General features: G+C 63.4%; 26 protein-coding genes. 21 read left to right on the top strand and 5 right to left on the bottom strand.

Going from position 1 to position 23,804, the window contains the following annotated elements:
* Positions 1-73: 73 nt before the first annotated feature.
* Entirely contained in the window at positions 74-997 is a 924-nt protein-coding gene (locus BVH06_RS10050) for a sulfurtransferase (RefSeq protein ID WP_075933970.1), read from the bottom strand.
* 520 nt (positions 998-1,517) lie between these two features.
* Entirely contained in the window at positions 1,518-2,096 is a 579-nt protein-coding gene (locus BVH06_RS10045) for a nucleoside triphosphate pyrophosphatase (protein ID WP_075932499.1), read from the bottom strand.
* Positions 2,097-2,207: 111 nt separating this feature from the next.
* On the opposite strand from BVH06_RS10045, the gene BVH06_RS10040 reads away from it, so the two are divergent.
* From BVH06_RS10040 to BVH06_RS09980, 13 genes are all read left to right on the top strand, one after another.
* On the top strand, positions 2,208-2,735 hold the full coding sequence (locus BVH06_RS10040; RefSeq protein ID WP_075932498.1) for a YceD family protein: 528 nt from the start codon (positions 2,208-2,210) through the stop codon (positions 2,733-2,735).
* 12 nt (positions 2,736-2,747) lie between these two features.
* Positions 2,748-2,930: a 50S ribosomal protein L32 gene (gene rpmF, locus BVH06_RS10035; RefSeq protein WP_025167420.1), complete on the top strand. Its 183-nt coding sequence runs from the start codon at positions 2,748-2,750 to the stop codon at positions 2,928-2,930.
* 3 nt (positions 2,931-2,933) lie between these two features.
* Entirely contained in the window at positions 2,934-3,950 is a 1,017-nt protein-coding gene (gene plsX, locus BVH06_RS10030) for a phosphate acyltransferase PlsX (protein ID WP_075933969.1), read from the top strand.
* 98 nt (positions 3,951-4,048) lie between these two features.
* Positions 4,049-4,999 (top strand): ACP S-malonyltransferase, encoded by a 951-nt coding sequence (gene fabD / locus BVH06_RS10025; protein WP_075933968.1) that lies wholly within the window; start codon positions 4,049-4,051, stop codon positions 4,997-4,999.
* Positions 5,000-5,014: 15 nt separating this feature from the next.
* Positions 5,015-5,758: a 3-oxoacyl-ACP reductase FabG gene (gene fabG, locus BVH06_RS10020; protein WP_042556697.1), complete on the top strand. Its 744-nt coding sequence runs from the start codon at positions 5,015-5,017 to the stop codon at positions 5,756-5,758.
* A 192-nt stretch (positions 5,759-5,950) separates the two neighbouring features.
* Complete coding sequence (acpP, locus tag BVH06_RS10015; protein WP_003245177.1) at positions 5,951-6,187, top strand: acyl carrier protein; 237 nt, start codon at positions 5,951-5,953, stop codon at positions 6,185-6,187.
* A 215-nt stretch (positions 6,188-6,402) separates the two neighbouring features.
* Complete coding sequence (gene fabF / locus BVH06_RS10010; RefSeq protein WP_075932495.1) at positions 6,403-7,647, top strand: beta-ketoacyl-ACP synthase II; 1,245 nt, start codon at positions 6,403-6,405, stop codon at positions 7,645-7,647.
* Positions 7,647-8,459, top strand: coding sequence for an aminodeoxychorismate lyase (pabC, locus tag BVH06_RS10005; protein ID WP_075933967.1), 813 nt, complete (start codon positions 7,647-7,649; stop codon positions 8,457-8,459). The genes fabF and pabC overlap by 1 nt, the downstream gene beginning before the upstream one ends.
* Positions 8,460-8,462: 3 nt before the next feature.
* A complete protein-coding gene (gene mltG / locus BVH06_RS10000) occupies positions 8,463-9,527 on the top strand; it encodes an endolytic transglycosylase MltG (protein WP_075933966.1) in 1,065 nt (354 codons plus the stop codon).
* Complete coding sequence (gene tmk / locus BVH06_RS09995) at positions 9,524-10,156, top strand: dTMP kinase (RefSeq protein ID WP_075933965.1); 633 nt, start codon at positions 9,524-9,526, stop codon at positions 10,154-10,156. Before mltG ends, tmk begins: the two co-directional genes overlap by 4 nt.
* Positions 10,149-11,135, top strand: a complete 987-nt coding sequence (locus BVH06_RS09990; RefSeq protein WP_075933964.1) for a DNA polymerase III subunit delta' — start codon at positions 10,149-10,151, stop codon at positions 11,133-11,135. Before tmk ends, BVH06_RS09990 begins: the two co-directional genes overlap by 8 nt.
* Positions 11,136-11,169: 34 nt before the next feature.
* On the top strand, positions 11,170-11,526 hold the full coding sequence (locus tag BVH06_RS09985) for a PilZ domain-containing protein (protein WP_013791815.1): 357 nt from the start codon (positions 11,170-11,172) through the stop codon (positions 11,524-11,526).
* Between the two features lie 87 nt (positions 11,527-11,613).
* Entirely contained in the window at positions 11,614-12,405 is a 792-nt protein-coding gene (locus BVH06_RS09980) for a TatD family hydrolase (protein ID WP_075933963.1), read from the top strand.
* 1,056 nt (positions 12,406-13,461) lie between these two features.
* Here the strand turns inward: BVH06_RS09980 and BVH06_RS09970 are convergent.
* On the bottom strand, positions 13,462-14,595 hold the full coding sequence (locus tag BVH06_RS09970; protein ID WP_075933962.1) for an aminotransferase class V-fold PLP-dependent enzyme: 1,134 nt from the start codon (positions 14,593-14,595) through the stop codon (positions 13,462-13,464).
* A 73-nt stretch (positions 14,596-14,668) separates the two neighbouring features.
* Between BVH06_RS09970 and BVH06_RS09965 the strand changes: the two genes are divergently transcribed.
* The 3 genes from BVH06_RS09965 (at position 14,669) to BVH06_RS09955 (ending at position 16,594) form a co-directional block, all read left to right on the top strand.
* On the top strand, positions 14,669-15,307 hold the full coding sequence (locus BVH06_RS09965; RefSeq protein ID WP_075932488.1) for a TetR/AcrR family transcriptional regulator: 639 nt from the start codon (positions 14,669-14,671) through the stop codon (positions 15,305-15,307).
* A 101-nt stretch (positions 15,308-15,408) separates the two neighbouring features.
* Positions 15,409-16,014 (top strand): DUF4823 domain-containing protein, encoded by a 606-nt coding sequence (locus BVH06_RS09960; protein WP_075932487.1) that lies wholly within the window; start codon positions 15,409-15,411, stop codon positions 16,012-16,014.
* Positions 16,015-16,027: 13 nt separating this feature from the next.
* The gene (locus tag BVH06_RS09955) at positions 16,028-16,594 is read left to right on the top strand and encodes a DUF1285 domain-containing protein (protein WP_075933961.1); all 567 of its coding nucleotides are present in this window, start codon (positions 16,028-16,030) and stop codon (positions 16,592-16,594) included.
* Positions 16,595-16,820: 226 nt separating this feature from the next.
* Here the strand turns inward: BVH06_RS09955 and BVH06_RS09950 are convergent, their stop codons facing one another.
* Positions 16,821-18,485, bottom strand: coding sequence for an electron transfer flavoprotein-ubiquinone oxidoreductase (locus BVH06_RS09950; RefSeq protein ID WP_075933960.1), 1,665 nt, complete (start codon positions 18,483-18,485; stop codon positions 16,821-16,823).
* Positions 18,486-18,805: 320 nt separating this feature from the next.
* Here BVH06_RS09950 and BVH06_RS09945 point away from each other — a divergent pair, with 320 nt between their 5' ends.
* A complete protein-coding gene (locus BVH06_RS09945) occupies positions 18,806-19,555 on the top strand; it encodes an electron transfer flavoprotein subunit beta/FixA family protein (protein ID WP_075932484.1) in 750 nt (249 codons plus the stop codon).
* On the top strand, positions 19,555-20,484 hold the full coding sequence (locus tag BVH06_RS09940) for an electron transfer flavoprotein subunit alpha/FixB family protein (RefSeq protein WP_075932483.1): 930 nt from the start codon (positions 19,555-19,557) through the stop codon (positions 20,482-20,484). Before BVH06_RS09945 ends, BVH06_RS09940 begins: the two co-directional genes overlap by 1 nt.
* Positions 20,485-20,542: 58 nt before the next feature.
* On the opposite strand, the gene BVH06_RS09935 is transcribed toward BVH06_RS09940, so the two are convergent.
* Complete coding sequence (locus BVH06_RS09935) at positions 20,543-21,508, bottom strand: alpha/beta fold hydrolase (RefSeq protein WP_075932482.1); 966 nt, start codon at positions 21,506-21,508, stop codon at positions 20,543-20,545.
* Positions 21,509-21,606: 98 nt separating this feature from the next.
* On the opposite strand from BVH06_RS09935, the gene BVH06_RS09930 reads away from it, so the two are divergent.
* The 3 genes from BVH06_RS09930 to BVH06_RS09920 are packed head-to-tail and all read left to right on the top strand — an operon-like array spanning position 21,607 to position 23,606.
* The gene (locus BVH06_RS09930) at positions 21,607-22,437 is read left to right on the top strand and encodes an ABC transporter substrate-binding protein (protein WP_075933959.1); all 831 of its coding nucleotides are present in this window, start codon (positions 21,607-21,609) and stop codon (positions 22,435-22,437) included.
* Between the two features lie 9 nt (positions 22,438-22,446).
* Positions 22,447-22,800, top strand: a complete 354-nt coding sequence (locus BVH06_RS09925) for a DUF4398 domain-containing protein (protein WP_075933958.1) — start codon at positions 22,447-22,449, stop codon at positions 22,798-22,800.
* Positions 22,797-23,606 carry an OmpA family protein gene (locus BVH06_RS09920; RefSeq protein WP_075933957.1) on the top strand — a complete coding sequence of 270 codons (810 nt, stop codon included), beginning with the start codon at positions 22,797-22,799 and terminating at the stop codon, positions 23,604-23,606. The genes BVH06_RS09925 and BVH06_RS09920 overlap by 4 nt, the downstream gene beginning before the upstream one ends.
* Positions 23,607-23,804 lie beyond the last annotated feature (198 nt).

The raw sequence follows: 23,804 nt of genomic DNA, 5'->3' as shown, positions 1-23,804 counted from the left end.
CAGGGCGCCCATAAAAAAGGGGCGGACGCCATGCCTGGTACGTCCGCCCCCGTCAAAGGGTGCCTCCTGCGGCTTACTTGCCGCCCCAGACCGTGCCGGCGACGTTGACCACCGGAACCCCAACGGCATTGCCGTATTCGGTCCAGGAGCCGTCGTAATTGCGCACGTCGTAACCAAGAATCTTCTTCAGGGCGAACCAGGTGTGGCTGGAACGTTCGCCGATCCGGCAGTAGGTGATGATCGGTTTGCTGCCGTCGATACCCACGGCGGCGTAGACCTTCTTCAACTCCTCGGCAGACTTGAAGGTGCCATCGGCGGCGACAGCCTGGCCCCATGGAATGTTCACGGCGCCGGGTACGTGACCGGCGCGCACGGCCAGTTCCTGGACGCCCTGGGGTGCGAAGACCTTGCCGTTGTACTCATCGGCGGAGCGGATATCCACCAGTTGCTCGTCGCTGCGTTTCTCGGCAGCGGCGAGCACGTCCGGCAGGAAGGCGCGCAGTTGCTGGTTGGCGGCCTTGAGGGTGACGTTGCCATTGCCCGGACTGCTGGCGCGGTTGCTCAGGGGGCGTTTTTCCGCTTCCCACTTGCCCCGCCCGCCGTCGAGCAGCTTGACGTTCTCAACGCCGTAGACATCGAACACCCAGGCGCCCCAGGCGGCGAACCAGTTGTTATTGTCGCCATAGAGGATGGTGGTGGTGTCGTCCGATACGCCGGATTTGCGCAGCAGGCTCTGCAGGGCTTGTTGGCTGGCGATATCACGCTTGACCGGGTCGACCAGGTCGCTGTGCCAGGCCAGGTTTACTGCGCCGGGGATATGACCGCGCTCATAGACACCCGGTGCTACGCTGACTTCGATGATACGCACCTTGGGGTTGTCGAGATTCTTCTCCAACCAGTCGCTGGTGACCAGGAACTCGCTCGCCGCCCAGAGGGGCGCAGACAACAGGCTGGCGACGGCGATCACGCCGACGTTGAACAGGGAACGAATGTGCATGTGAGGCTCCTTTTTCATCTGATGCAATTGGCGTCGTGAGGATCTTTCAGCGATGACCGTGCGCTGGCTGCTGGGTCTTGGCTGGTGAAGAGGGTTTTGGTCGTCGAGCTTCGACTCGGCGGCGAATACCGATCAGGCCATCGGGCCACTGAAGAAGCCGGCTGCTGTCTGCGGGCACAGGTTCCGGCAGGCCGCGACCGCACCGAAGACGGGAAGCGGGTAGCGATCTGCGCAGGGAAATGCGTGACACATAAGAAGGCCTCATCAGGGCGTGCCAGCCTGGGATGAGGCGGGTCACGGGACAACGGTCTGGCGTCAGCAGGGTGTCCGGTGATCCGGTAGAAGCAAGCTAGATGATCTAAAAAAAGCCAAGCAAATAATTTAAGGGAATTAGCTTAGATGCATCTGCCGATGATCGAGTACATCGGCCCTGGTAATGCCCTGAAAGCCTCAGGCTGGCTCAATGCCGGTATCAGGCAGGCCCGTTGTCCGGCATCTTCAGCAGTTGTAAGAAAGCGTTTCAGGGCACCTTGATGCCCACCTGGTCGAGCATCTCGACCAGGCGAATCAGCGGCAGTCCGATCAGGCTGTTGACGTCGCTGCCTTCGGTACGGCGGAACAGGCTGATGCCCAATCCTTCGGCCTTGAAACTGCCGGCGCAGTCGTAGGGTTCTTCGGCCTGCAGGTAACGGGTGATCTGCTCGGCATCCAGTGTGCGAAAATGCACGGTATAAGGAACGCAGTCGACCTGGCAGGCGCCGCTGCTGCTGTCGAGCAGGGCCAGGCCGGTGAGAAAGGTCACGCGCTTGCCGCTGGCGGCGCTGAGCTGGGCATGGGCGCGCTCGAAGCCGTGGGGCTTGCCGAGCACCTGGCCGTCGAGCACGGCCACCTGGTCGGAGCCGATGATCAGATGAGCGGGGAATCGCTCGGCCAATGCCGCAGCCTTCTCCCGGGCCAGGCGGCGCACCAGATCCTCGGCCGGCTCGCCATCCTGGCGCGACTCGTCGATACTCGGCGCGGCCCATTCGAAGGGCTGGCGCAGGCGGCTCAGCAGCTCGCGGCGATAGGGAGAACTGGAAGCGAGAACCAGGGGCGGCATGGGCATTGACCTCGTGTGGAACGGAGCGCCGATTCTAGTCGTCGCTCCAGGGCCTGGACAGGCGGAATTTCCTTTGACAGCGCACGGTTGCATCCATAGAATGCGGCGCCTATGTCAAATGGCCCGATTCCACCTCACGTTGATCCACGCAAACTCGCTGATCGCGGCGCCACCCTTCAGGGTGAATTGCCGCTAGCCGATTTTTCGAGGCTCTGTGATCCTCTCGCTGATAATGGCGGCAACGTGCGTGCGAAGCTCAGCTTCGAGCGTGACGAGCGCCATGCTGTGGTCATCCACAGCCAGCTTGAGGTCGAAGTCAAGATGGTTTGCCAGCGGTGTCTGGATCAGGTCACCTTACCGATCCTCAGCGAGTGTGATTACGCTGTGGTGAAGGAAGGCGCGAATACCCAGTCCGTGCCGCAAGGCTATGACGTACTGGAAATGGGTGAAGATCCTCTGGATCTGTTGGCCTTGGTCGAGGATGAGCTGTTGCTCGCTTTGCCCATCGTGCCGATGCATGACCCGAAAGATTGCCAGCAGCCGGCGGGCCTCGATGAGCCCGAGCCGAGCGAGGACGAGGTGACGCGGTCCAACCCGTTCAGTGTATTGGCACAGTTAAAGCGTGACCCAAACGTTTAGGAGTTAACTAGTATGGCTGTTCAGCAGAACAAAAAATCCCGTTCCGCCCGTGACATGCGTCGTTCGCATGACGCGCTCGAGGGTAACGCTCTGTCCGTTGAGAAGAGCACCGGTGAAGTTCACCTGCGTCACCACGTATCGCCGGAAGGCGTTTACCGTGGTCGCAAAGTGATCGACAAGGGCGCTGACGAGTAAATCTTGTCCGCTCCGATCATCGCGATTGATGCAATGGGTGGGGACTTCGGTCCCCACTGCATTGTTCCAGCCAGCGTCGCCTGCCTGGCCGAATTCCCCTCGCTGCACCTGGTCCTCGTCGGCCAAGCTCCCCTGATTGAAGAACTGCTCGCTGGTATTCCCGGTGTGGATCGCGCGCGCCTGCGTGTCGAGCATGCGGCAGAAAGCATCGAGATGGGGGAGCGCCCCGGGCACGCCCTGCGTGGCAAGCCGGACTCTTCCATGCGCGTGGCGCTGGAGGCGGTGCGCGAGGGGCGGGCCCATGCCTGCGTGAGCGCGGGCAACACCGGTGCGCTGATGGCGCTGTCGCGGCACGTGCTGAAAACCCTGCCGGGTATCGATCGGCCGGCGATGATCGCCGCCATTCCCAGTCGCAAGGGTGTGTGCCTGTTGCTGGATCTGGGCGCCAACGTCGATTGCACGGCCGAGCAGCTTTGCCAGTTCGCGATCATGGGGGCGGTGGCTGCCGAGGTGCAGGGCGCCGAGGCGCCGCGCGTCGGTTTGCTGAACGTGGGCAGCGAAGAAACCAAAGGCAACCAGCAGGTCAAGCAGGCCGCCGCGCTGCTCGAGGGTGTCGATGGCCTCAACTATATCGGCTTCGTCGAAGGCGATGGCCTGTATGCCGGTGAGGCTGACGTGCTGGTGTGCGATGGCTTCGTCGGCAATGCCTTGCTCAAGTCCAGTGAAGGGCTGGTGACCATGATCGTGTCTCGGCTCGAGGCGCTGTTTCGAAGCACTTTGTTGGGGCGTGTCGCCGGCCTTCTGGCTTTGCCGCTGCTGCGCCGCTTGCGTGGCGAACTGGCGCCGGCGCGTCACAACGGCGCCAGTTTTCTCGGCTTGCAGGGCATCGTGGTGAAGAGCCACGGCAGTGCCGGGCCGGATGGTATAAAGAGCGCCATTCGCCGGGCGATGACCGATGTGCAGGAGAATTTGCCGGCGCGACTGGGTGGTCGAATCGAGCACTTGATCCGTAATATGTGACCGCTCGGGATGGCCAGCCATCCAAGGTGTCAGTTTTCCAGCGCTCGCGAGTGGCGGGCGTAAATTTTCGACGAGAAGATCACTAAGGGAACCGTTCCATGTCTGCATCCCTCGCATTCGTCTTTCCCGGTCAGGGCTCGCAAGCGCTGACCATGTTGGCCGGACACGGCGCAGAGCACGCGCTGGTCCTCGATACCTTCGGCGAAGCTTCGAGCGCCCTGGGTTATGACCTGTGGGCACTGACCCAGCAGGGCCCGGAAGAGCAGCTCAACCAGACCGACAAGACCCAGCCCGCGATCCTCGCCGCCTCCATCGCCCTGTGGCGCCTGTGGCTGGCCGAAGGTGGTGCGCGTCCGGCGTTCGTCGCCGGGCACAGCCTGGGTGAATACAGCGCGCTGGTCGCTGCCGGTGCCGTCGGCTTCGCCGAAGCGGTCAAGCTGGTCGAGCTGCGTGGCCAATTGATGCAGCAGGCCGTACCGGCCGGGCAGGGCGGCATGGCGGCGATCATCGGCCTGGAAGATGCCGACGTGCAGGCTGCCTGCGCCGAAGCCGCCCAGGGCGATGTGGTCAGCGCGGTGAACTACAACGCGCCGGGGCAGGTGGTCATTGCCGGCTCCGCTGCCGCTGTCGCCCGCGCCGTCGAGGCCTGCAAGGCCCGTGGCGCCAAGCGTGCGCTGCCGCTGCCGGTCAGCGTGCCGTCGCATTGCGAGCTGATGCGCCCGGCTGCCGAGCGCTTTGCCGAGGCGGTCAACGCCATCGCCTGGCAGGCGCCGCAGCTTGCGCTGGTGCAGAACGTCAGCGCTGCCGTGGTGGTGGACCTGGATACGCTCAAGCGCGACCTGCTGGCTCAGTTGTACAGCCCGGTGCGTTGGGTCGAGTCCATCGTTCGCCTGGGCGAGCAGGGCGTTACCGATCTAGTCGAATGTGGCCCGGGCAAAGTGCTGTCGGGCCTGAACAAGCGTTGTGTCAAGGGCGTCAACACCCACAACCTCGACACCCCCGAAAGCTTTGCCGCTGCGCGCGCCGCACTGGCCGACGTACAGTCCTGAACAAGGGAGAATGCTATGAGTCTGCAAGGTAAGGTTGCGCTGGTCACTGGTGCCAGCCGTGGTATTGGCCAGGCCATCGCCCTGGAGCTGGGCCGTCAGGGCGCCGTGGTGATCGGTACCGCCACGTCCGAGGCGGGTGCCGAGCGCATCGCCGCGACCCTCAAGGAAAACGGCATCGAAGGCACCGGCCTGATGCTCAACGTCAGCAACGACGAGTCCGTTGCGGCGACCCTGGAAAAAATCCAGAAGGATTTCGGCCAGGTACTGGTGCTGGTCAACAATGCCGGCATCACCCGTGACAACCTGATGCTGCGCATGAAGGACGACGAGTGGTACGACGTGATCGATACCAACCTCAACAGTCTGTATCGCCTGTCGAAGGCCGTGCTGCGCGGCATGACCAAGGCCCGTTTCGGGCGTATCATCAACATCGGTTCGGTGGTGGGTGCCATGGGCAACGCCGGGCAGGTGAACTACGCAGCCGCCAAGGCCGGCCTCGAAGGTTTTGGCCGTGCGCTGGCCCGTGAAGTGGGCTCGCGCTCGATCACGGTCAACGCCGTGGCACCGGGTTTCATCGATACCGACATGACCCGTGAATTGCCCGAAGCGCAACGTGAAGCGCTGCTGACACAGATTCCGCTGGGCCGTCTGGGGCAAGCGCAGGAGATCGCCAACGTGGTTTCTTTCCTCGCTTCCGATGGTGCAGCTTACGTCACAGGGGCTACTATCCCTGTGAACGGCGGGATGTACATGAGCTGAATCCGAGGGGCGCCGTCGGCGAACGTCTGCGATTCGATGCGAACTTGGTAATAAAGCTGTAAGTTTGCACACCGAATCGTTGACGTATTTCCGTGGGCGCCACTGGCTTTCAGCTTGAAAAGCTGAAAACCCTTTCTATACACTTGCCGGCACAACCAGCTGGCTGGATTTGTCCAATAGGAGTGATAACACGTGAGCACCATCGAAGAACGCGTCAAGAAAATCGTTGCCGAGCAACTGGGCGTGAAGGAAGAAGAAGTAACCAACAGCGCTTCCTTCGTTGAAGACCTGGGTGCCGACTCGCTTGACACCGTTGAGCTGGTGATGGCTCTCGAGGAAGAATTCGAGACCGAGATCCCGGACGAACAAGCCGAGAAGATCACCACTGTTCAGGAAGCCATCGACTACGTTACTGCTCACGCTCAGTAAGCAGTTCGTCGCTTCCCGAATCGGAAAAGCCGCACGTCTGCAAAGGCGTGCGGCTTTTCTTTGAAGGCTCGCTGTAAAAGTTTTCAAGAGCGCCTTTGGGCGTCTTCCCGCTCGGGTACCGACTACCCTGAGCCAATCGCCGGATGATCGACGGCCTGGGCAACGGTTTGCCAGGTGCATCGCGGCGTCGAAAAACCTGATAAGAGGAGATTGCTGTGTCGCGTAGACGCGTCGTGGTTACCGGTATGGGCATGTTGTCGCCGCTGGGTAACGATGTGCCGAGCAGCTGGCAGGGCATTCTGGCCGGCCGCAGTGGTATCGGCCTGATCGAACACATGGATCTTTCCGCTTTTTCGACTCGCATCGGCGGCTCGGTAAAGAATTTCGATGTCGAGCCCTATCTGTCGCCCAAAGAGGCACGCAAGCTCGACCTGTTCATCCAGTACGGCCTGGCCGCCTGCTTCCAGGCCGCCCGCGATTCCGGGCTGGAAGTCACGGACGCCAACCGTGACCGTATCGGTGTGGCCATGGGCTCCGGCATCGGCGGCCTGACCAACATCGAGAACAACTGCAAATCGCTGTTTGATCAGGGGCCACGGCGCATTTCGCCGTTCTTCGTGCCGGGCTCGATCATCAACATGATTTCCGGTTTCCTGTCGATCCACCTGGGTCTGCAGGGCCCCAACTACGCCATTTCCACGGCGTGCACCACCGGTACTCACTGCATCGGCATGGCCGCGCGCAACATCGCCTATGGCGAGGCGGACGTGATGATCGCCGGTGGCGCCGAGATGGCCGCCTGTGGCCTGGGTCTGGGCGGCTTCGGCGCAGCGCGGGCGATGTCCACCCGCAACGACGAGCCGACCAGGGCGAGCCGTCCGTGGGACAAGGACCGGGACGGCTTCGTGCTCTCCGACGGCGCTGGCGCTCTGGTGCTCGAAGAGCTCGAGCATGCCAAGGCCCGCGGCGCGACCATCTACGCCGAGCTGATCGGCTTCGGCATGAGCGGCGATGCCTTCCACATGACCTCGCCACCCGAAGATGGCGCCGGTGCCGCCCGCTGCATGGCCAACGCCCTGCGTGATGCCGGTATCGAGCCGTCCGCGGTGCAGTACATCAACGCCCACGGCACCTCGACTTCGGCCGGCGACAAGGCGGAAGTGGCGGCGATCAAGACCGTGTTCGGCGAGCACGCGCACAAGCTGGCGGTCAGTTCGACCAAGTCCATGACCGGCCACCTGCTGGGTGCCGCTGGTGCGGTGGAGGCGATCTTCAGCGTGCTGGCGCTGCGTGATCAGGTCGCGCCGCCGACCATCAACCTGGACCAGCCGGACGAAGGCTGCGACCTGGACTTCGTGCCCCATGAGGCGCGCAAGATGCCGATGGACGTGGTGCTGTCCAACTCCTTCGGGTTCGGTGGCACCAACGGCTCGCTGGTATTCCGTCGGTACGCCGACTGATGCTGCACTGGGTCGACGGTCAGCCAGCGGCGTCGCTGCCCCTGGCTGACCGCGGCCTGGCCTACGGTGACGGCCTGTTCGAGACCATGGCGGTGCGTGGTGGCCGGCCGGTGCTGCTGGAACGGCATCTGGCGCGGGTCACGGCTGGTTGCGCACGCCTGCGTATCGGGCTGGATGTCGACCGGCTGCGCCGCGAGCTGTCGGCCTTCTGTGCCGAGCTGGGGGAGGGCGTCGCCAAGCTGATCGTCACCCGTGGTGATGGCCAGCGCGGCTACGCGCCGTCGACCGGCGCACCGCGACACATCCTGCAATCCGCCGCCATGCCGGCGTATCCCGTCCAGCACGCCGAACAGGGCGTTTGCCTGTATCCCTGCGTCACGCGCCTGGGCGAGCAGTCGCTGCTCGCCGGCCTCAAACACCTCAATCGCCTGGAGCAGGTGCTGGCGCGCGGCGAATGGCAGGATGCCGAGCATGCCGAAGGACTGATGCGCGATGTTTCCGGGCGGGTGATCGAAGGTGTGTTCAGCAACCTGTTTCTGGTTAGCGGCGGCGCGCTGATCACCCCAGACCTGCAGCGCTGCGGCGTGGCCGGGGTGATGCGCGCCGAGCTACTCGACCAGGCACAGGTGCTGGGCATCGAATGCCAGGTTCGCGATATCGAACTGGACGAACTGCTGGGCGCCGATGAAGTCTTTCTCTGCAACAGCCTGTATGGCGTGTGGCCGGTGCGTCAGCTGCAGGCCCGTCACTGGCCGGTGGGCCCGCTCACCCGTAAACTGCAGGCTCTTGCCCGACATCTACTGGACCGCTGATTCGTGATTCGCAAATTACTGTTGATGCTCGAAATCGTCGTGGTGCTGGCCGGCCTTACCCTAGGTCTGGTCGCCTGGCAGCAGCATCGCGCGCTCGAACAGCCGCTGACCCTCAGCCAGGAACGTCTGATCAAAGTGCCGGCCGGCGCCACGCCTGGCGGCGTGCTCAATCGCCTGGAGGCCGACGGCGTGATCGACGGCGCCTTCTGGCTGCGCCTGTACTGGCGCTTCAACCTGCAGGGCCAGCCGCTGCACAGCGGCGAGTACCGCCTGACCCCCGACCTGCGGGTACGCGACATGCTCGACCTGTGGCGCCGCGGTGAAGTGGTGCAGTACAGCCTGACGCTGGTTGAAGGCTGGACCTTCCGCCAGGTGCGCGCCGCCCTGGCGCGCCAGGACAAGCTGGAACTGACCCTGAGCGAGCTCAGCGACGCCGAGATCATGGCCAAGCTCGGCCAGCCCGGCGAAAACCCCGAAGGGCGCTTCTTCCCCGATACCTACCGCTACGTGCGCGGCATGAGCGACCTGGACCTGCTCAAGCAGGCCCACAAGCGCCTGCAGGTGGTGCTCGACGAGGAGTGGGAGAAGCGCGCCGACGCGCTGCCCTACAAGGATGCCTACGAGGCGCTGATCATGGCCTCGATGATCGAGAAGGAAACCGGTGTGCCCGAAGAGCGCGGCGAGATCGCCGGCGTGTTCGTGCGTCGCCTGGCCATCGGCATGCGCCTGCAGACCGACCCCACGGTGATTTTCGGTCTCGGTGAGCGCTACCAGGGGCGCATCACCCGTGCTCACCTGCGCGAGCCCACGCCTTACAACACCTACACCATCGACGGTATGCCGCCGACGCCGATCGCTCTGGTCGGTCGTGAAGCGATCCATGCGGCCTTGCATCCGGTCGATGGCAAGACCCTGTATTTCGTCGCCCGCGGCGACGGCAGTCACGTGTTTTCGGAAACCCTCGATGCCCACAATCGTGCGGTTCGCGAGTATCAGTTGAAGCGCCGCACGGACTACCGGTCCAGCCCGGCGCCCATTCCCCAGACCAGCGAAAAGGACACCCAGTGAGCGGCTTGTTTATCACCCTGGAAGGCCCCGAGGGCGCCGGCAAGAGCACCAATCGGGAGTACCTGGCGGCGCGTTTGCGCGAGCAGGGGATCGACGTGCTGCTGACCCGCGAGCCGGGCGGCACGCCACTGGCCGAGCGGGTACGCGAGCTGCTGCTGGCGCCCAGTGATGAGCCCATGGCCAGCGATACCGAGCTGCTGCTGGTGTTCGCCGCCCGTGCCCAGCACCTGGCCCAGGTCATCGTTCCAGCCCTCGACCGCGGTGCGGTGGTGCTTTGCGATCGCTTCACCGATGCCACCTATGCCTACCAGGGCGGAGGTCGTGGCCTGGATGTCGAGCGCATCGCTCAGCTGGAAACCTTCGTTCAGGGTTCGCTGCGCCCGGACCTGACCCTGGTGTTCGATCTGCCGGTGGAAGTGGGCCTGTCCCGTGCCGCCGCGCGCGGTCGTCTGGATCGCTTCGAGCAGGAGGGCCGAGGTTTCTTCGAAGCGGTGCGTGCTACCTACCTGCAGCGCGCCGAGGCGGCGCCTGCGCGCTACCGAATTCTCGACGCGTCGCAGTCCCTCGAGGCGGTGCAGCGGGACCTGGATGCGCTACTGCCGCAACTGGTGGAGCTGCAGCGTGGCTGACGTGTACCCCTGGCAGACCGCGCTCTGGCAGCAACTGGCTGGACGTACGCAGCACGCGCATGCCTATCTGCTGCATGGCCCGGCCGGCATCGGCAAGCGCGCGCTGGCCGAGCGCCTGATGGCCTTGCTGCTGTGCAAGTCGCCGGTGGATCTGCAGCCGTGTGGGCAGTGCAAGTCGTGCCATCTGCTGGCTGCCGGTAGTCACCCGGACAACTACGTGCTGGAGCCGGAAGAGGCCGACAAGCCGATCAAGGTCGACCAGGTACGTGCGCTGGTCCACTTCGTGGTGCAGACCGCGCAGCTCGGCGGGCGCAAGGTGGTGCTGCTCGAGCCCACCGAAGCGATGAACCTCAACGCGGCCAACGCGCTGCTGAAAAGCCTCGAGGAGCCGTCGGGCGATACCGTGCTGCTGCTGATCAGCCATCAGCCGAGCCGCCTGCTGCCGACCATCAAGAGCCGTTGCGTGCAACAGGCTTGCCCACTGCCTAGCGAGGCGATGAGCCTGCAGTGGTTGAGCGAAACCCTGCCTGCTTGCAGCGAGCAGGAAATCCGCGAACTGTTGTACCTGGCGGCGGGCTCGCCGCTGGCGGCTGCCAGGCTGCAGGAGCAGGGCGTGCGCGAGCAGCGCGCGCTGGTGGTCGATGGGGTGAAGAAGCTGCACAAGCAGCAGGCTTCTGCCAGCCAACTGGCCGAAGGCTGGAAGGACGTGCCGCTGACGCTGTTGTTCGACTGGTTCTGCGATTGGGCGCACCTGACCCTGCGCTATCAGCTCACCCAGGACGAACAGGGCCTTGGCCCGGCGGACATGGCCAAGGTGGTCCAGTACCTGGCGCAGAAAGCGTCCCGGGCCAAGGTAATGGCCATCCAGGAATGGCTGCTGCAGCAGCGCCAGAAAGTATTGGGCAAAGCCAACCTCAACCGTGTGCTGCTTCTCGAAGCCTTGCTGGTGCAGTGGGCAAGCCTGCCTGGACCGAGCTAGAATCGGGCTCACGTCATGACTTCAGGAATCACGCATGAACTTGCCACCTAATCTGGGACCCCGTAACGGCATCCTGTCCCTGACCATCAAGGACAAGTCCGTGCTGTATGCCGCCTACATGCCCTTCATCAAGAATGGCGGCCTGTTCATTCCCACCAACAAGAGCTACAAGCTCGGTGATGAAGTGTTCATGCTGCTCAACCTGATGGACGAGCCGGAAAAGATTCCGGTGGCTGGCAAAGTGGTGTGGATCACCCCGAAAGGCGCCCAGGGCAACCGCGCCGCTGGCGTAGGCGTGCAGTTCAACGAAGGCGACAATACCGCCCGCAACAAGATCGAGACCTACCTGGCTGGCGCCCTCAAGTCCGATCGCCCCACCCATACGATGTAACAGCGGCCCTTTGTGCGCCTGGCTGGCAGGCCCCTTGGTCTGCCGGGTAACGTGCCGCATCCCGCCTGCCGCTCAAGGTTCTGATTTATGCTCATCGATTCCCACTGCCACCTCGACCGTCTCGACCTGGCCGCCCATGGCGGTTCCCTGGACGATGCGCTGGCTGCTGCCCGCGCCCGTGGCGTCCGCCATTTCCTGTGCATCGGCGTGAGCGCCGACAACGCTGCCGCGGTGCGCGAGCTGGCAGGGCGCTATGCCGATGTCGATTGCTCCGTCGGCATCCACCCGCTGGACCTCGAGCCCAGCAGTGCGCCGGCGCTGGACTGGCTGCTCGCCGAGTTGGACCATCCTGGCGTGGTGGCCATCGGCGAGACCGGCCTGGATTATCACTACGAGCCCGAAGCGGCCGAGCTGCAGCAGGAAGCGTTTCGCCTGCACCTGCAGGCCGCGCAGATTACCGGCAAGCCGGTCATCGTGCATACCCGTGAAGCCCGCGCCGATACCCTGAAGTTGCTGCGCGAAGCCGCGCTGCCCCAGGGTGGCGTGCTGCACTGTTTCACCGAGGACTGGGAAATGGCCAGGGCGGCGCTGGATATCGGCTTCTACATTTCGCTGTCCGGCATCGTTACGTTCCGCAACGCCGAGGCGCTGCGCGAAGTCGCCCGTCAGGTGCCAGCCGACCGGCTGCTGGTAGAAACCGATTCACCCTATCTCGCGCCCGTGCCGCACCGTGGCAAGCCGAACCTGCCGGAGTACGTGCGCGATGTTGCCGAGTATCTGGCGACGCTGCGCGGCGTCAGATACGAAACCCTGGCGCAGCAGACTGGCGACAATTTCCGGCGTCTGTTCCCCCTGGCCCGAGTCGCCGCTGACGCCTGACGCGCCAGGAAAACCGCGAGCGGTTTTGTCGTCTTCGCTGTGAAGATCTGCTTGCTACCGGACTGGCAATTAAGTGTTAGCTGTCGACAACTTTCATTCTCCATTAGCGCGCCGCCTGGCCGGATGGGTTTCGCCCCTTACGGGCGAGTCACTTGATTCGCTGCGCTCACCCTTCGGGCCAGCCTACGGCTGTTACTTCGCTGCGCTTCGTAGCTCTTGCTTGCCCAAGAGAAAGTAACCAAAGAGAAGGGCACCCCACCATTCGGGCTAGGCGCCCCCGCCCTGCTGCGCCGGGGTTCCCTCGTTCCATCACCACTCCAGGGGCACGCCGTGAAGGGCCATCCCTGGCCCATCACGGCTCTCGCGACATCCATGTCGCTCATGGCTACCCGCCCGGCCCCTTACGTAGTGATTCCGCTCGGCCACCTGAAGGGGACTTGGGCTTCATCTGTTCGATCGCAACTCGAGAGCAAAAGAAAAAATAGACGCCGCCGAACTTGAGCCCGTGGAAATCTTGCAAGCTCGCGCCTTGGTCCCGTCAGGAGGCCGAGTGGAGGTGTTGCGTAGGGGAGCGAGCCGCATGGATGCGGCGAGAGGCTTAAAGGGCCAGGGACGGCCCTTGTAAGCCGGCCCCCGGAGCAGCGCCGGAGCGAGGGAAGTTTCGCGCAGCGAAACCCGGATGTCGGGGTGCCCTTCTTTGGCACACCTTTCTTGGGCAAGCAAGAAAGGTGTGGCGCCCGTAAGGGGCGCAACACAAACGCTCAGTGGACTCGGTAATGGATGGTGCTATGTAGGTAGTACGCACACAAACTTGCCAGTCCGGCAGTAACCCTAACTTTCCCAAACTATGCGAAGAGGCATAAAAAAACCCGGCTTCGGGACGGAATCCGGGTCAAGACCATTAGGAGTCAAACGAAGTGCACGGTCCTCGGCACTTCGGCCGCTGCGACACTTGGGGGAATATGCCGCACCGGTATGCTTGAGTATCGGTCATCCGCGGCCATCGTCCATGGCGGCTTTAAACGGATTTGGAATACTCCCGCCGCCTCTGAGTGCCTATTCGCTGAGGATCGCCCGCAGACGTTGCAAGGTGTGTTCGATCACCCGCGCCTCGGTGTAGAAGTGCGGTGAGAGGCGAATGCCGCCGCCGCGCTGCGCGCAGATGATCTGTTCGGCCTTGAGGCGTTCGTGCAGCTGGCGATTATCCCAGCTGTCTGCCGTGAAGGTGACGATGCCGGCACGCCGCTCGCGTTGCTGCGCGCTGAGCAAGCGTATGCCGGCCGTCTCGCCCAACCCATCGAGCAACCATTGCACCCGCTCGTGCAATGCGCGTTCGACCTGGGGCATGCCAACCTCCTCGAGCAGCGACAGGCTGGCCTCCAGGGCCATGGCGCCGAGCATGTTGGGGCTGCCGCACTCGAAGCGGCGGGCGCTGCGCGCTGGAGCCCAGTCATCGCGGTCGTAGTCGCCGGCGTTTTCCAGCATGTGCCAGCCGTATTCGTGCAGGGCCAGGCGCTCACGCAGGTCCTGGCGGCAATAGAACACGCCCAGGCCTTCCGGGCCGAGCAGCCATTTATGGCCGTCAGCCATGGCGAAGGCGCAGCGGCTGCGCTGCACGTCCATGCCCAGGGCGCCCAGTTGCTGGATGGCATCGACGCACAGCAGCACGTCGCGTTGCTCGCAGCCCACGCCCAGGCGTTCGAGATCCAGGCGCAGGCCGCTGGCGTATTGCACGGCGCTGATCGCCATCAGGCGGGTGCGCGGCGTGCAGGCGGCGAGCAGGGCGCCTTCGGCATCGCCGCCCTGCAGGTCGACCTGCACCACTTCCACGCCGCGCGGGCGCAACGCTTCCCAGACGATGCGGTTGGAGGGAAACTCCTCGGTGCTGATGATCACCTGGTCACCTTCGCGCCAATCCAGGCCGAAGGCGACGAACGACAAGGCTTCGGAGGTGTTCTTTACCAGCGCGATATCGGCGCGCGAGGCGGCGTTGAGCAAGCGCGCCAGGCGCTCGCGCAGGGTGCGTTCGGTGATCAGCCATTGCGCGTAGTCGCGAGCGCCGGTGGCGATGTTCTCCCGGGCGAAGCGCTCCACGGCCCGTGCGCTGCGTGCTGGCCAGGGGGCGACGGCGGCGTGATTGAGGTAGTAGAGATCGGTCGGCTGGGGAAACTCGTCAATGATGGCATTCATGTCGCGTGATCCGTGCAATTTGGCGTTAGTTGGGCATAATAGCGGACTTGAATTCCGACCTTGTCATTTCCCTATGCAGAAAGAACCCCGCAAGATCCGTGAGTTTCGCCGCCGTGAGCAGGAGATCCTCGACATCGCTCTGAAACTCTTCCTCGAGCAGGGTGAGGACAGCGTGACCGTGGAGATGATTGCCGATGCCGTGGGTATCGGCAAAGGCACCATCTACAAGCACTTCAAGTCCAAGGCGGAAATCTACCTGCGCCTGATGCTCGACTACGAGCGTGATCTGAACGAGCTGCTGCACTCGTCCGATATCGACCGTGACAAGGAAGCGTTGTCGCGGGCCTATTTCGAGTTCCGCATGCGCGACCCGCAGCGCTATCGTCTGTTCGATCGCCTGGAAGAGAAGGTGGTCAAGGGCAACCAGGTGCCGGAACTGGTCGAGCAATTGCACGCCATCCGCGCCTCGAACTTCGAGCGGCTGACCCACTTGATCAAGGGGCGCATCGCCGAAGGCAAGCTCGAAGACGTGCCGCCGTACTTCCATTACTGCGCGGCCTGGGCGCTGGTGCATGGCGCCGTGGCGCTCTATCACTCGCCGTTCTGGAGCAACGTGCTCGAGGATCAGGAAGGCTTCTTCCAGTTCCTGATGGACATCGGCGTGCGCATGGGCAACAAGCGCAAGCGCGACAGCGAAACGCCTCCCGCCTGACTCGTGGCGCGGCCTGTCGAGGTCGCGCGCGTCTCCTGGCGCGAAACCTGCTTGAGGCAGTCATTCGCCGGTTTTCCGTCGCCGGTGTCGGGAGATTTCATATGCGTAACCTGTTCGCCCTGGTTTTCGTGCTGAGCCTGACCGGCTGCATGAACGTCAGCGACATGGCCGATGGCGCCACCTACCACCTGCGCGATGCCGGCGTGCTGGACTACAGCAAGATCCGCCGCTCGGCTTCCTGGCGTCTGCAGCCTGATTCGTTCATCTACATCGCCCAGGGGCCATTCACCCCCAACGGCAAGCACGCCTATCCGCGGCCCAACGTGGTGGCCGAGGAAGCGTTTCGCGGCTTCGTCGAGTATTTCCCCATGGTTCGCCGCGCCCGCGCGCCGGTCGGCCTGGATGAAGCGCTGGGTGAGGCCCGTGCCGCTGGCGCCCACTACCTGCTCTACACCCGTTTCGCCTATGCCGATGATCGTATCGGCACGATGGAGGAGTGGGAGGATCAGGAGGAATTCGATCGCCTGGGCACCGACCGCAGCGTGCTGCAACTGATGCTGATCGAGACCAACACCCGTTTTCTGGTCGACACCGCGCGCATTCGCAGCCGCGGCGGTTTCCTGACCTTCTACGATGCCAGGCCCGAAGACCTGATCCGGGCGCCGCTCGAGGATTATGCGCGTACACTCCTGGGTTTCAGTCGATAACCCAGGAGTGACAATGAGCGAGGGCGACAAGGCCGGCAACTTGCTGGCGCAAATCCCGCCGGCAGGCAGCAAGGGCGTGCCGCCGGTGCACCTGTGGAACCCTGATTTCTGTGGCGATATCGACATGCGCATCGCCCGCGACGGCTCATGGTTCTACATGGGCACGCCGATCGGGCGGCCGGCGATGGTGCGGCTGTTTTCGACCATCATTCGCCGCGATGGCGATGACTACTTTCTGGTCACGCCGGTGGAGAAGGTCGGCATCACCGTCGATGATGCGCCCTTCGTGGCGGTGTCGCTGCAGGCGAGCGGGCAGGGCGAAACCCAGGTGCTGAAGTTCGTCACCAACGTCGGCGACGAGGTCGAGGCAGGTGCCGAGCATCCGCTGCGGGTCGAGCTCGACCCGCAAACCCAGGAGCCTTCTCCCTACGTGCACGTGCGCGCCAACCTGGACGCGCTGATTCACCGCAACGTGTTCTATCAGCTGGTGGAGCTGGCGCAGACTCGCGAAATCGATGGCCAGCCCTGGCTCGGCGTGTGGAGTGGCGGGGTGTTCTTTCCCATCGGTCCGCTGGAATAACACCAATGAAAAGGCTCCCGAAGGAGCCTTGATTTCGCGATGTTGACGGGCTTGCGAGCTAGAGCCCTGCCAGGCCTGGGCGGCCCCGCAAAAACAGGCGAGGAAGCGGAGTGTAGGCATTACTCGCTTCGCTCGCCCCTTCGGGGCCGCACTGAAGTGCGTTAGCCGCAAGCGGCTCGCCGAGCCTGTTTTTAACGCCGCAGGGCCGACGCGCAGCTGGCCGTAGTCACATGTTGGGATAGTTGGGCCCGCCCGTACCCTCCGGCGCCACCCAGGTGATGTTCTGGGCCGGATCCTTGATGTCGCAGGTCTTGCAGTGCACGCAGTTCTGCGCGTTGATCTGGAAGCGCTTGCTGCCATCGTCGTTGGCCACCACTTCGTACACGCCGGCCGGGCAATAACGCTGCGCCGGCTCATCGTACAGCGGCAGGTTCTTGCCGATCGGGATGCTCGGGTCGGTGAGCTTCAGGTGACAAGGCTGCTCTTCTTCATGGTTGGTGTTGGACAGGAACACCGAGCTGAGCTTGTCGAAGCTGAGCTTGCCATCCGGTTTCGGGTAGTCGATCTTCTTGCAGTCGGCCGCCGGCTTGAGGCAGGCGTAGTCCGGCTTGTTGTCGTGCAGGGTAAATGGCAACTTGCCGCCGAACAGGTTCTGGTCGACCCAGTTGATGCCGCCGCCGATCACCGCGCCGTACTTGTGGATCGCCGCGCCGAAGTTGCGGCTGCGGAACAGTTCGTCGTACAGCCAGCTGGCCTTGAAGCCGTCTACATAGCTGCGCAGTTCGTCGCCGCCCTCGCGGCCGGCAGCCAGGGCTTCGGCGATGGCTTCGGCAGCCAGCATGCCGGACTTCATGGCGGTATGGCTGCCCTTGATCTTGGCGAAGTTCAGGGTGCCCAGGTCGCAGCCGATCAGCGCGCCGCCGGGGAAGACCATCTTCGGCAGCGAGTTGAGGCCGCCCTTGGCGATGGCGCGGGCACCGTAAGCAACGCGCTTGCCGCCTTCCAGGTACTGCTTGAGCACCGGGTGATGCTTGAGGCGCTGGAACTCGTCGAACGGCGACAGGTGCGGGTTGGCGTAGGACAGGTCGACGATCAGGCCGACCACAACCTGGTTGTTCTCCAGGTGATAGAGGAAGGAGCCGCCGGTGTTTTCGGTGCCCATGATGTCCATCGGCCAGCCAGCGGTGTGTACCACCAGGCCCTGCTGGTGCTTGCTCGGGTCGATGTCCCAGATTTCCTTGATGCCGATGCCATAATGCTGGGCGTCGGCTTCGTTGTCCAGGTTGTACTTCTTGATCAGCTGCTTGCCGATGTGGCCGCGGCAACCCTCGGCGAACAGCGTGTACTTGCCGCGCAGTTCCATGCCGGGGGTGTAATAGCCTTCTTTCGGGTTGCCTTCACGGTCGACACCCAGGTCGCCGGTGACGATGCCGCGCACCACGCCGTTTTCGTCGATCAGTGCTTCCTGAGCGGCGAAGCCCGGGTAGATTTCCACGCCGAGGTTCTCGGCCTGCTGGGCCAGCCAGCGGCACAGGTTGCCCAGCGAGATGATATAGTTGCCTTCGTTGTGCATGGTCTTGGGCACGAAGAAACCCGGCACCTTGGTGGCGCTTTCGGCATTCTTGAGCACATAGATGTCATCACCCTTGACCGGGGTGTTGAGCGGGGCGCCCAGCTCTTTCCAGTCGGGAAACAGCTCGTTCAGGGCGCGCGGTTCGAATACCGCGCCGGAGAGGATGTGGGCACCGACTTCGGAGCCTTTCTCGACCACGCAGACGCTTATTTCCTGGCCAGCCTCGGCGGCCTTCTGCTTCAGGCGACAAGCGGCGGACAGACCGGCAGGGCCGGCGCCGACGATGACGACGTCGAACTCCATAAATTCGCGTTCCACGGGCTATCTCCTCATCAAGGCTCTCTAATTTTCATGGCGGGCCGGCATCCTTCCCGAGGCACGCTCGCGCAGTATATAGCGAGCCCGGATCAGGGCCAATACAAACGTTTGTTTGAATTTTCTGTAGGCCTGCTAGAATCCGGCTACAACACGAATGGCTCGCAGCCAGTCGTATTGACCGAGCTAGGTCGTACGGTCAAGATACGGGCGGTTTTGCGCTCGCCGTCTGGGCTGAAGGTCGCTTGCGTCCTGCTTGTCTGCATCACCCGCATGCTCGCTTCTGGCGACATTCCTATTCACCGGAGAGTAACGAGGAATCCATGAAGGTTCTTGTAGCTGTCAAACGAGTGGTCGATTACAACGTCAAGGTTCGCGTCAAACCGGACAACAGCGGCGTCGATCTTGCCAACGTCAAGATGTCGATGAACCCTTTCTGTGAAATCGCCGTTGAAGAGGCCGTGCGCCTGAAAGAAAAGGGCGTCGCCAGCGAGATCGTGGTGGTTTCCATCGGCCCGACCCAGGCTCAGGAGCAACTGCGTACCGCCCTGGCACTGGGTGCTGATCGCGCCATTCTGGTCGAGTCCGCCGACGAGCTGAATTCCCTGGCCGTCGCCAAGCTGCTCAAGGCCGTGGTCGACAAGGAGCAGCCGCAGCTGGTCATTCTCGGCAAGCAGGCCATCGACAGCGACAACAACCAGACCGGCCAGATGCTTGCTGCCCTGACCGGCTACGCCCAGGGCACCTTCGCCTCCAAGGTGGACGTCAATGGCGACAAGGCCAACGTGACCCGTGAGATCGACGGCGGTCTGCAGACCGTTGCCCTGAATCTGCCGGCCATCGTCACCACCGACCTGCGCCTGAACGAGCCGCGCTACGCTTCGCTGCCGAACATCATGAAGGCCAAGAAGAAGCCGCTGGAAACCCTGACGCCCGACGCGCTGGGCGTTTCCACTGCGTCCACCGTCAAGACCATCAAGGTCGAGGCGCCTGCGGCACGTGGTGCCGGTATCAAGGTCAAGTCGGTCGCCGAACTGGTCGAGAAACTGAAAACCGAAGCGAAGGTGATCTAATGACTATCCTGGTAATCGCTGAAAACACCAATTCCGCGCTGGCACCTGCCACCCTGAACACCGTTGCCGCTGCCCAGAAGATCGGTGGCGACATCCACGTGCTGGTCGCCGGCCAGGGCGTTGGTGCCGTTGCCGAAGCCGCCGCCAAGATCGCTGGCGTGGCCAAGGTGCTGGTCGCCGACAACGCTGCGTTCGCTCATCAGCTGCCGGAAAACGTCGCGCCGTTGGTGGCCGAGCTTGGCAAGAGCTACAGCCACGTGCTGGCTGCTGCCACCAGCAACGGCAAGAACATCCTGCCGCGCGTCGCCGCGCAGCTGGACGTCGACCAGATCTCCGAGATCGTTTCCGTGGAAAGCCCGGACACCTTCAAGCGCCCGATCTATGCCGGTAACGCCATCGCTACCGTACAGTCGTCGGCTGCCGTGAAAGTCATCACCGTGCGTGCCACCGGCTTCGACGCCGTGGCGGCCGAAGGCGGCTCCGCTGCCATCGAGAACGTTTCGGCAGGTGGCGACGCCGGCAAGTCGGCATTCGTCGGTGAAGAACTGGCCAAGTCCGACCGCCCGGAGCTGACCGCTGCCAAGATCGTGGTTTCCGGTGGTCGCGGTATGCAGAACGGCGACAACTTCAAGCACCTGTATACCCTGGCCGACAAGCTCGGTGCGGCAGTGGGTGCTTCCCGTGCAGCCGTCGACGCCGGCTTCGTGCCCAACGACATGCAGGTCGGTCAGACCGGCAAGATCGTCGCGCCGCAGCTGTACATCGCGGTCGGCATCAGCGGTGCCATCCAGCACCTGGCGGGCATGAAGGACTCCAAGGTGATCGTCGCGATCAACAAGGACGAAGAAGCGCCGATCTTCCAGGTCGCCGACTATGGCCTGGTAGCCGACCTGTTCGAAGCCGTACCGGAGCTGGAAAAACTGGTCTGACAGCATTTCCCGCAACGAAAGAACCCGCTCATCGAGCGGGTTTTTTATTGCTTCGATGCTATCGGATTGGCGCTGTTTTGCGGGCCTGGGCCGCTTGCAGGCTCGCCTGGTCGATGAACTTCAGGTAATCAGCCGCGCTTTCCTGAGGGCGCTCGAGAATCGGCGCATGACCGCAGCCCTTGACGATCACCACGCTGGCGTCCTTGAGCAGCGGTTTCATGGTCTCGATGCTGGAGACGTCGATGATGCGATCCTGGTCGCCCCAGAGCAGCAGGGTAGGGGCGTCGATTCTCGGCAGTTCGGGTTCGAGTGGCAGATAACGGTCGCGCAGGTGCTCGAATACCTGCCGCTGGTGCGCGCTGTCGGCAACGGCACGTTGCGCCAGGTACTGGTGAAGATGCTCGGGCAACTGCGGCGGCGCCACGAACAGCCAGTCGAGCAACTCGTCGAATTGCGGCGCGCTTTCCACCAGCAACGGATTGTCGCCCTGTTCTTCGAGGCGCTGGAAGAATTCGCTGCGCCGCGGCGCAGTGACCCCTGCGTTGGCGATCAGCGCCAGGCTGGTCACCTGTTCGGGATAGCGGGCTGCATAGAGCGCCGCGATATGCCCGCCCATGGAGTGGCCGGCGAGGTGCAGGCGGCGGATGCCCAGGGCGTCGACGAATGCGGCGAGGCGCTCGGTCTGGGTGCCGACGTCATAGCTGCCGTTGGGGCGGTCGCTATCGCCGAAACCGGGCAGATCCACGGCGATGACGTGATAGCGCTCAGTCAGCTCCCGGGCGAACCACAGCCAGGTGCTCTTGTCGGCACCGAAACCGTGAATGAGCAGCACGGTTTCGGCGCCCTGGGGGCCGCCTTCGTAATAGCTGACCTTGAGGTCGTTCACGCTGACGCTGCGCGCGTGCAGCCCCGCGCGCCACTGCTCGACGCCCTGATAGACCGCCAGCTGCGCCGCTGGTGAAAGGTACAGAGCGGTGCCCGCTGCAGCCAGGAGAACCAATACGGCAAGGATCAATTTCTTCATGCGGCGTCTTATCGCTGATTATCGAGATCGTATGAGCTAGCATGTCATGAATCTCTGGCCGGTGGATGGCCGGCTGTATCCGAATCGAGAGTGTGCAAATGGGTGAGCGAGGGTTGGGCTGGTTCGGGCTGTGGGTGTGCGCCGGCATGTTGCTGGCAGGCGGCGCCCAGGCTGCCGGCAAATGCGAGCGGCTGGTCGCCACGGGCAACCCCGAGTATCCGCCTTATCTCTGGCGTGACCCGCAGAACCCGGAAAAGCTGGTCGGCGCGACGGTCGATCTGCTCAAGGCGGTCGCCAAGGACCTTGGCGTCGGCATCGACGTGATCTACGCCGGGCCCTGGTCGCGAGCCCAGGAGGAAGTACGCACCGGCCGTGTCGACATGCTGGCTGGCGCCTTCCTCACCGTGCCGCGCCTGGAGACCATGGACTTCGTGCACCCGGCCTTTCTATCCACGCCGAGCGTGGTGTGGGTGCGCAAGGGCCACGAATTTCCCTACGCCAGCTGGGCCGATCTGCAGGGCCGTACCGGCGACACGTTGGTCAACAACAGCTTCGGCCAGGCGTTCGATGCCTATGCCCGCGACAACCTGACGCTCGAGGGCGTTTCCAGCCTCACCCAGGCATTCCAGAAACTCTTGCTCGAACGTACCGATTACGTGCTCTACGAACGCTATCCGGGGCAGGCACTGGCCTCGACCCTGGGCCTGCAGGACGATCTGCAGGTGCTCGATCCGCCGGTGTCCAGCGAGGGGTTGCACCTGGCGCTGTCGCACAACTCGGCATGCAATGACGCCTGGCTGCGCGGACAGCTGGCCAAAAAAATGACAGAATTCACCGCCGCCGGCATGCCGCAAACCCTTCTGCAGCGCAACTTGCAGCGCTGGAAGGAGCAACAGCCCGCACCGGCCGCCAGTGTTCCGAATCAGTAGGACGTACCCGTGATCTATCGATATACCAGCGCCGCTCTGGCGCTGCTGTTGCTTCAGGGCTGTGCCAGCGATCCCGCGCCAACCGAGCAGATGCGTTTGACCGAGCAGGTGATCGAGCAGGCGCGTACCGTGGCTGCCGGCGAAACCGTTGCCGAGCTGAGCCAAGCCGAAGACAAGCTCGCCCAGGCGCAGGCGGCCATGGAAGAAGGTGCTTACCGCACCGCGCGGGTACAGGCCGAGCAGGCTGAACTGGACGCGCGCCTGGCCGAAGCACGGGTATTGACGCTGCGCAGCCAGGCGCAGTTGACCGAACTCAATCGCCGTATCGGGCGCTTGCGTGATCAGCTTGGAGCGATGCCATGAGCCCGCTGCGTAGTGGCGCGTTGGCGCTACTGAGCCTGGCCATGGCCGGTTGTGCCGGCCTTGGTGACGAGCACACCGCCGAGCTGGATGCGGCCCGGGCCAGCTTCCAGGCCGTGAAGGAAGACCCGCAGGTGCTGCGCAGCGCGCCCAAGGACGTGATTCGCGCTGGCGAGTCCCTTGGCCGTGCCGAACGCCTGGCGGGCTACTGGGGTAGTGCCGACGATGTCGCTCACTACGCCTACCTGAGCCAGCGCTACAGCGATATCGCCCGTGAGCACGCCAAGCTCGCCCTGGACCAGGAGCGTGCCGCGCGTCTGGAGCTGGATCGCCAACGCCTGCAGCTGGCACTGCGCGAGGCCAAGCTGGTCAGCGTGCAGGAACAGAATGCCTGGCTGGAAGAGCAGATCGTCAACCTGGCCACGGCGCAAACCGATCGCGGCCTGGTGATGACCCTCGGTGACTTGCTGTTCGATGCCGGCGAAGCGCGCCTGAAGACCAGTGCCAACCGTACCGTGCTCAAGCTGGTGCAGTTTCTCCAACTCAACCCGCGCCGTACGGTGCGTATCGAGGGTTATAGCGACAGCAGCGGCAAGCGTGAGGAAAACCTGGCGCTGTCCAGGGCACGCGCGCAGACCGTCGCCGATGCGCTGATCGACCTCGGCATCGACGCCAAGCGCATCGAGGTGCAGGGTTTCGGCGAAAGCTTCCCGGTCGCCGAAAACGCCTCGGCCAAGGGGCGCGCGCAGAACCGGCGGGTGGAGATTCTGTTCTCCGACGAGCAGGGGCGCCTAGGCGCCACGCGCTGAATCAGTTGTCACCAAACCCCGCCACTGGATAACAGGGCGGGGTTTTTTATTGGTTCTTCACGGAATCCTGGGAAAGACAGAAACAAGAACGCCGGTTTGATGGATGATGTTCGTGCGAGCAAACACATCTACAAACCGGCGTTCTTGTGCACGATGTTAATACGTTCCTGCCCTTTTGGGAGGGCTTTTCTGTCATTG

This window comes from Pseudomonas sp. PA27(2017) (assembly GCF_001945445.1).
Classification (GTDB): Bacteria; Pseudomonadota; Gammaproteobacteria; order Pseudomonadales; family Pseudomonadaceae; genus Aquipseudomonas.
This window is presented reverse-complemented; position numbering and strand designations above follow the sequence as displayed.

Coding starts and splice junctions, on each gene's coding strand:
- BVH06_RS10050 (WP_075933970.1), bottom strand. CDS start 997: ATGCACATTCGTTCCCTGTTCAACGTCGGCGTGATCGCCGTCGCCAGC.
- BVH06_RS10045 (WP_075932499.1), bottom strand. CDS start 2,096: ATGCCGCCCCTGGTTCTCGCTTCCAGTTCTCCCTATCGCCGCGAGCTG.
- BVH06_RS10040 (WP_075932498.1), top strand. CDS start 2,208: ATGTCAAATGGCCCGATTCCACCTCACGTTGATCCACGCAAACTCGCT.
- rpmF (WP_025167420.1), top strand. CDS start 2,748: ATGGCTGTTCAGCAGAACAAAAAATCCCGTTCCGCCCGTGACATGCGT.
- fabD (WP_075933968.1), top strand. CDS start 4,049: ATGTCTGCATCCCTCGCATTCGTCTTTCCCGGTCAGGGCTCGCAAGCG.
- fabG (WP_042556697.1), top strand. CDS start 5,015: ATGAGTCTGCAAGGTAAGGTTGCGCTGGTCACTGGTGCCAGCCGTGGT.
- pabC (WP_075933967.1), top strand. CDS start 7,647: ATGCTGCACTGGGTCGACGGTCAGCCAGCGGCGTCGCTGCCCCTGGCT.
- BVH06_RS09985 (WP_013791815.1), top strand. CDS start 11,170: ATGAACTTGCCACCTAATCTGGGACCCCGTAACGGCATCCTGTCCCTG.
- BVH06_RS09980 (WP_075933963.1), top strand. CDS start 11,614: ATGCTCATCGATTCCCACTGCCACCTCGACCGTCTCGACCTGGCCGCC.
- BVH06_RS09970 (WP_075933962.1), bottom strand. CDS start 14,595: ATGAATGCCATCATTGACGAGTTTCCCCAGCCGACCGATCTCTACTAC.
- BVH06_RS09965 (WP_075932488.1), top strand. CDS start 14,669: ATGCAGAAAGAACCCCGCAAGATCCGTGAGTTTCGCCGCCGTGAGCAG.
- BVH06_RS09960 (WP_075932487.1), top strand. CDS start 15,409: ATGCGTAACCTGTTCGCCCTGGTTTTCGTGCTGAGCCTGACCGGCTGC.
- BVH06_RS09955 (WP_075933961.1), top strand. CDS start 16,028: ATGAGCGAGGGCGACAAGGCCGGCAACTTGCTGGCGCAAATCCCGCCG.
- BVH06_RS09945 (WP_075932484.1), top strand. CDS start 18,806: ATGAAGGTTCTTGTAGCTGTCAAACGAGTGGTCGATTACAACGTCAAG.
- BVH06_RS09940 (WP_075932483.1), top strand. CDS start 19,555: ATGACTATCCTGGTAATCGCTGAAAACACCAATTCCGCGCTGGCACCT.
- BVH06_RS09935 (WP_075932482.1), bottom strand. CDS start 21,508: ATGAAGAAATTGATCCTTGCCGTATTGGTTCTCCTGGCTGCAGCGGGC.
- BVH06_RS09930 (WP_075933959.1), top strand. CDS start 21,607: ATGGGTGAGCGAGGGTTGGGCTGGTTCGGGCTGTGGGTGTGCGCCGGC.
- BVH06_RS09920 (WP_075933957.1), top strand. CDS start 22,797: ATGAGCCCGCTGCGTAGTGGCGCGTTGGCGCTACTGAGCCTGGCCATG.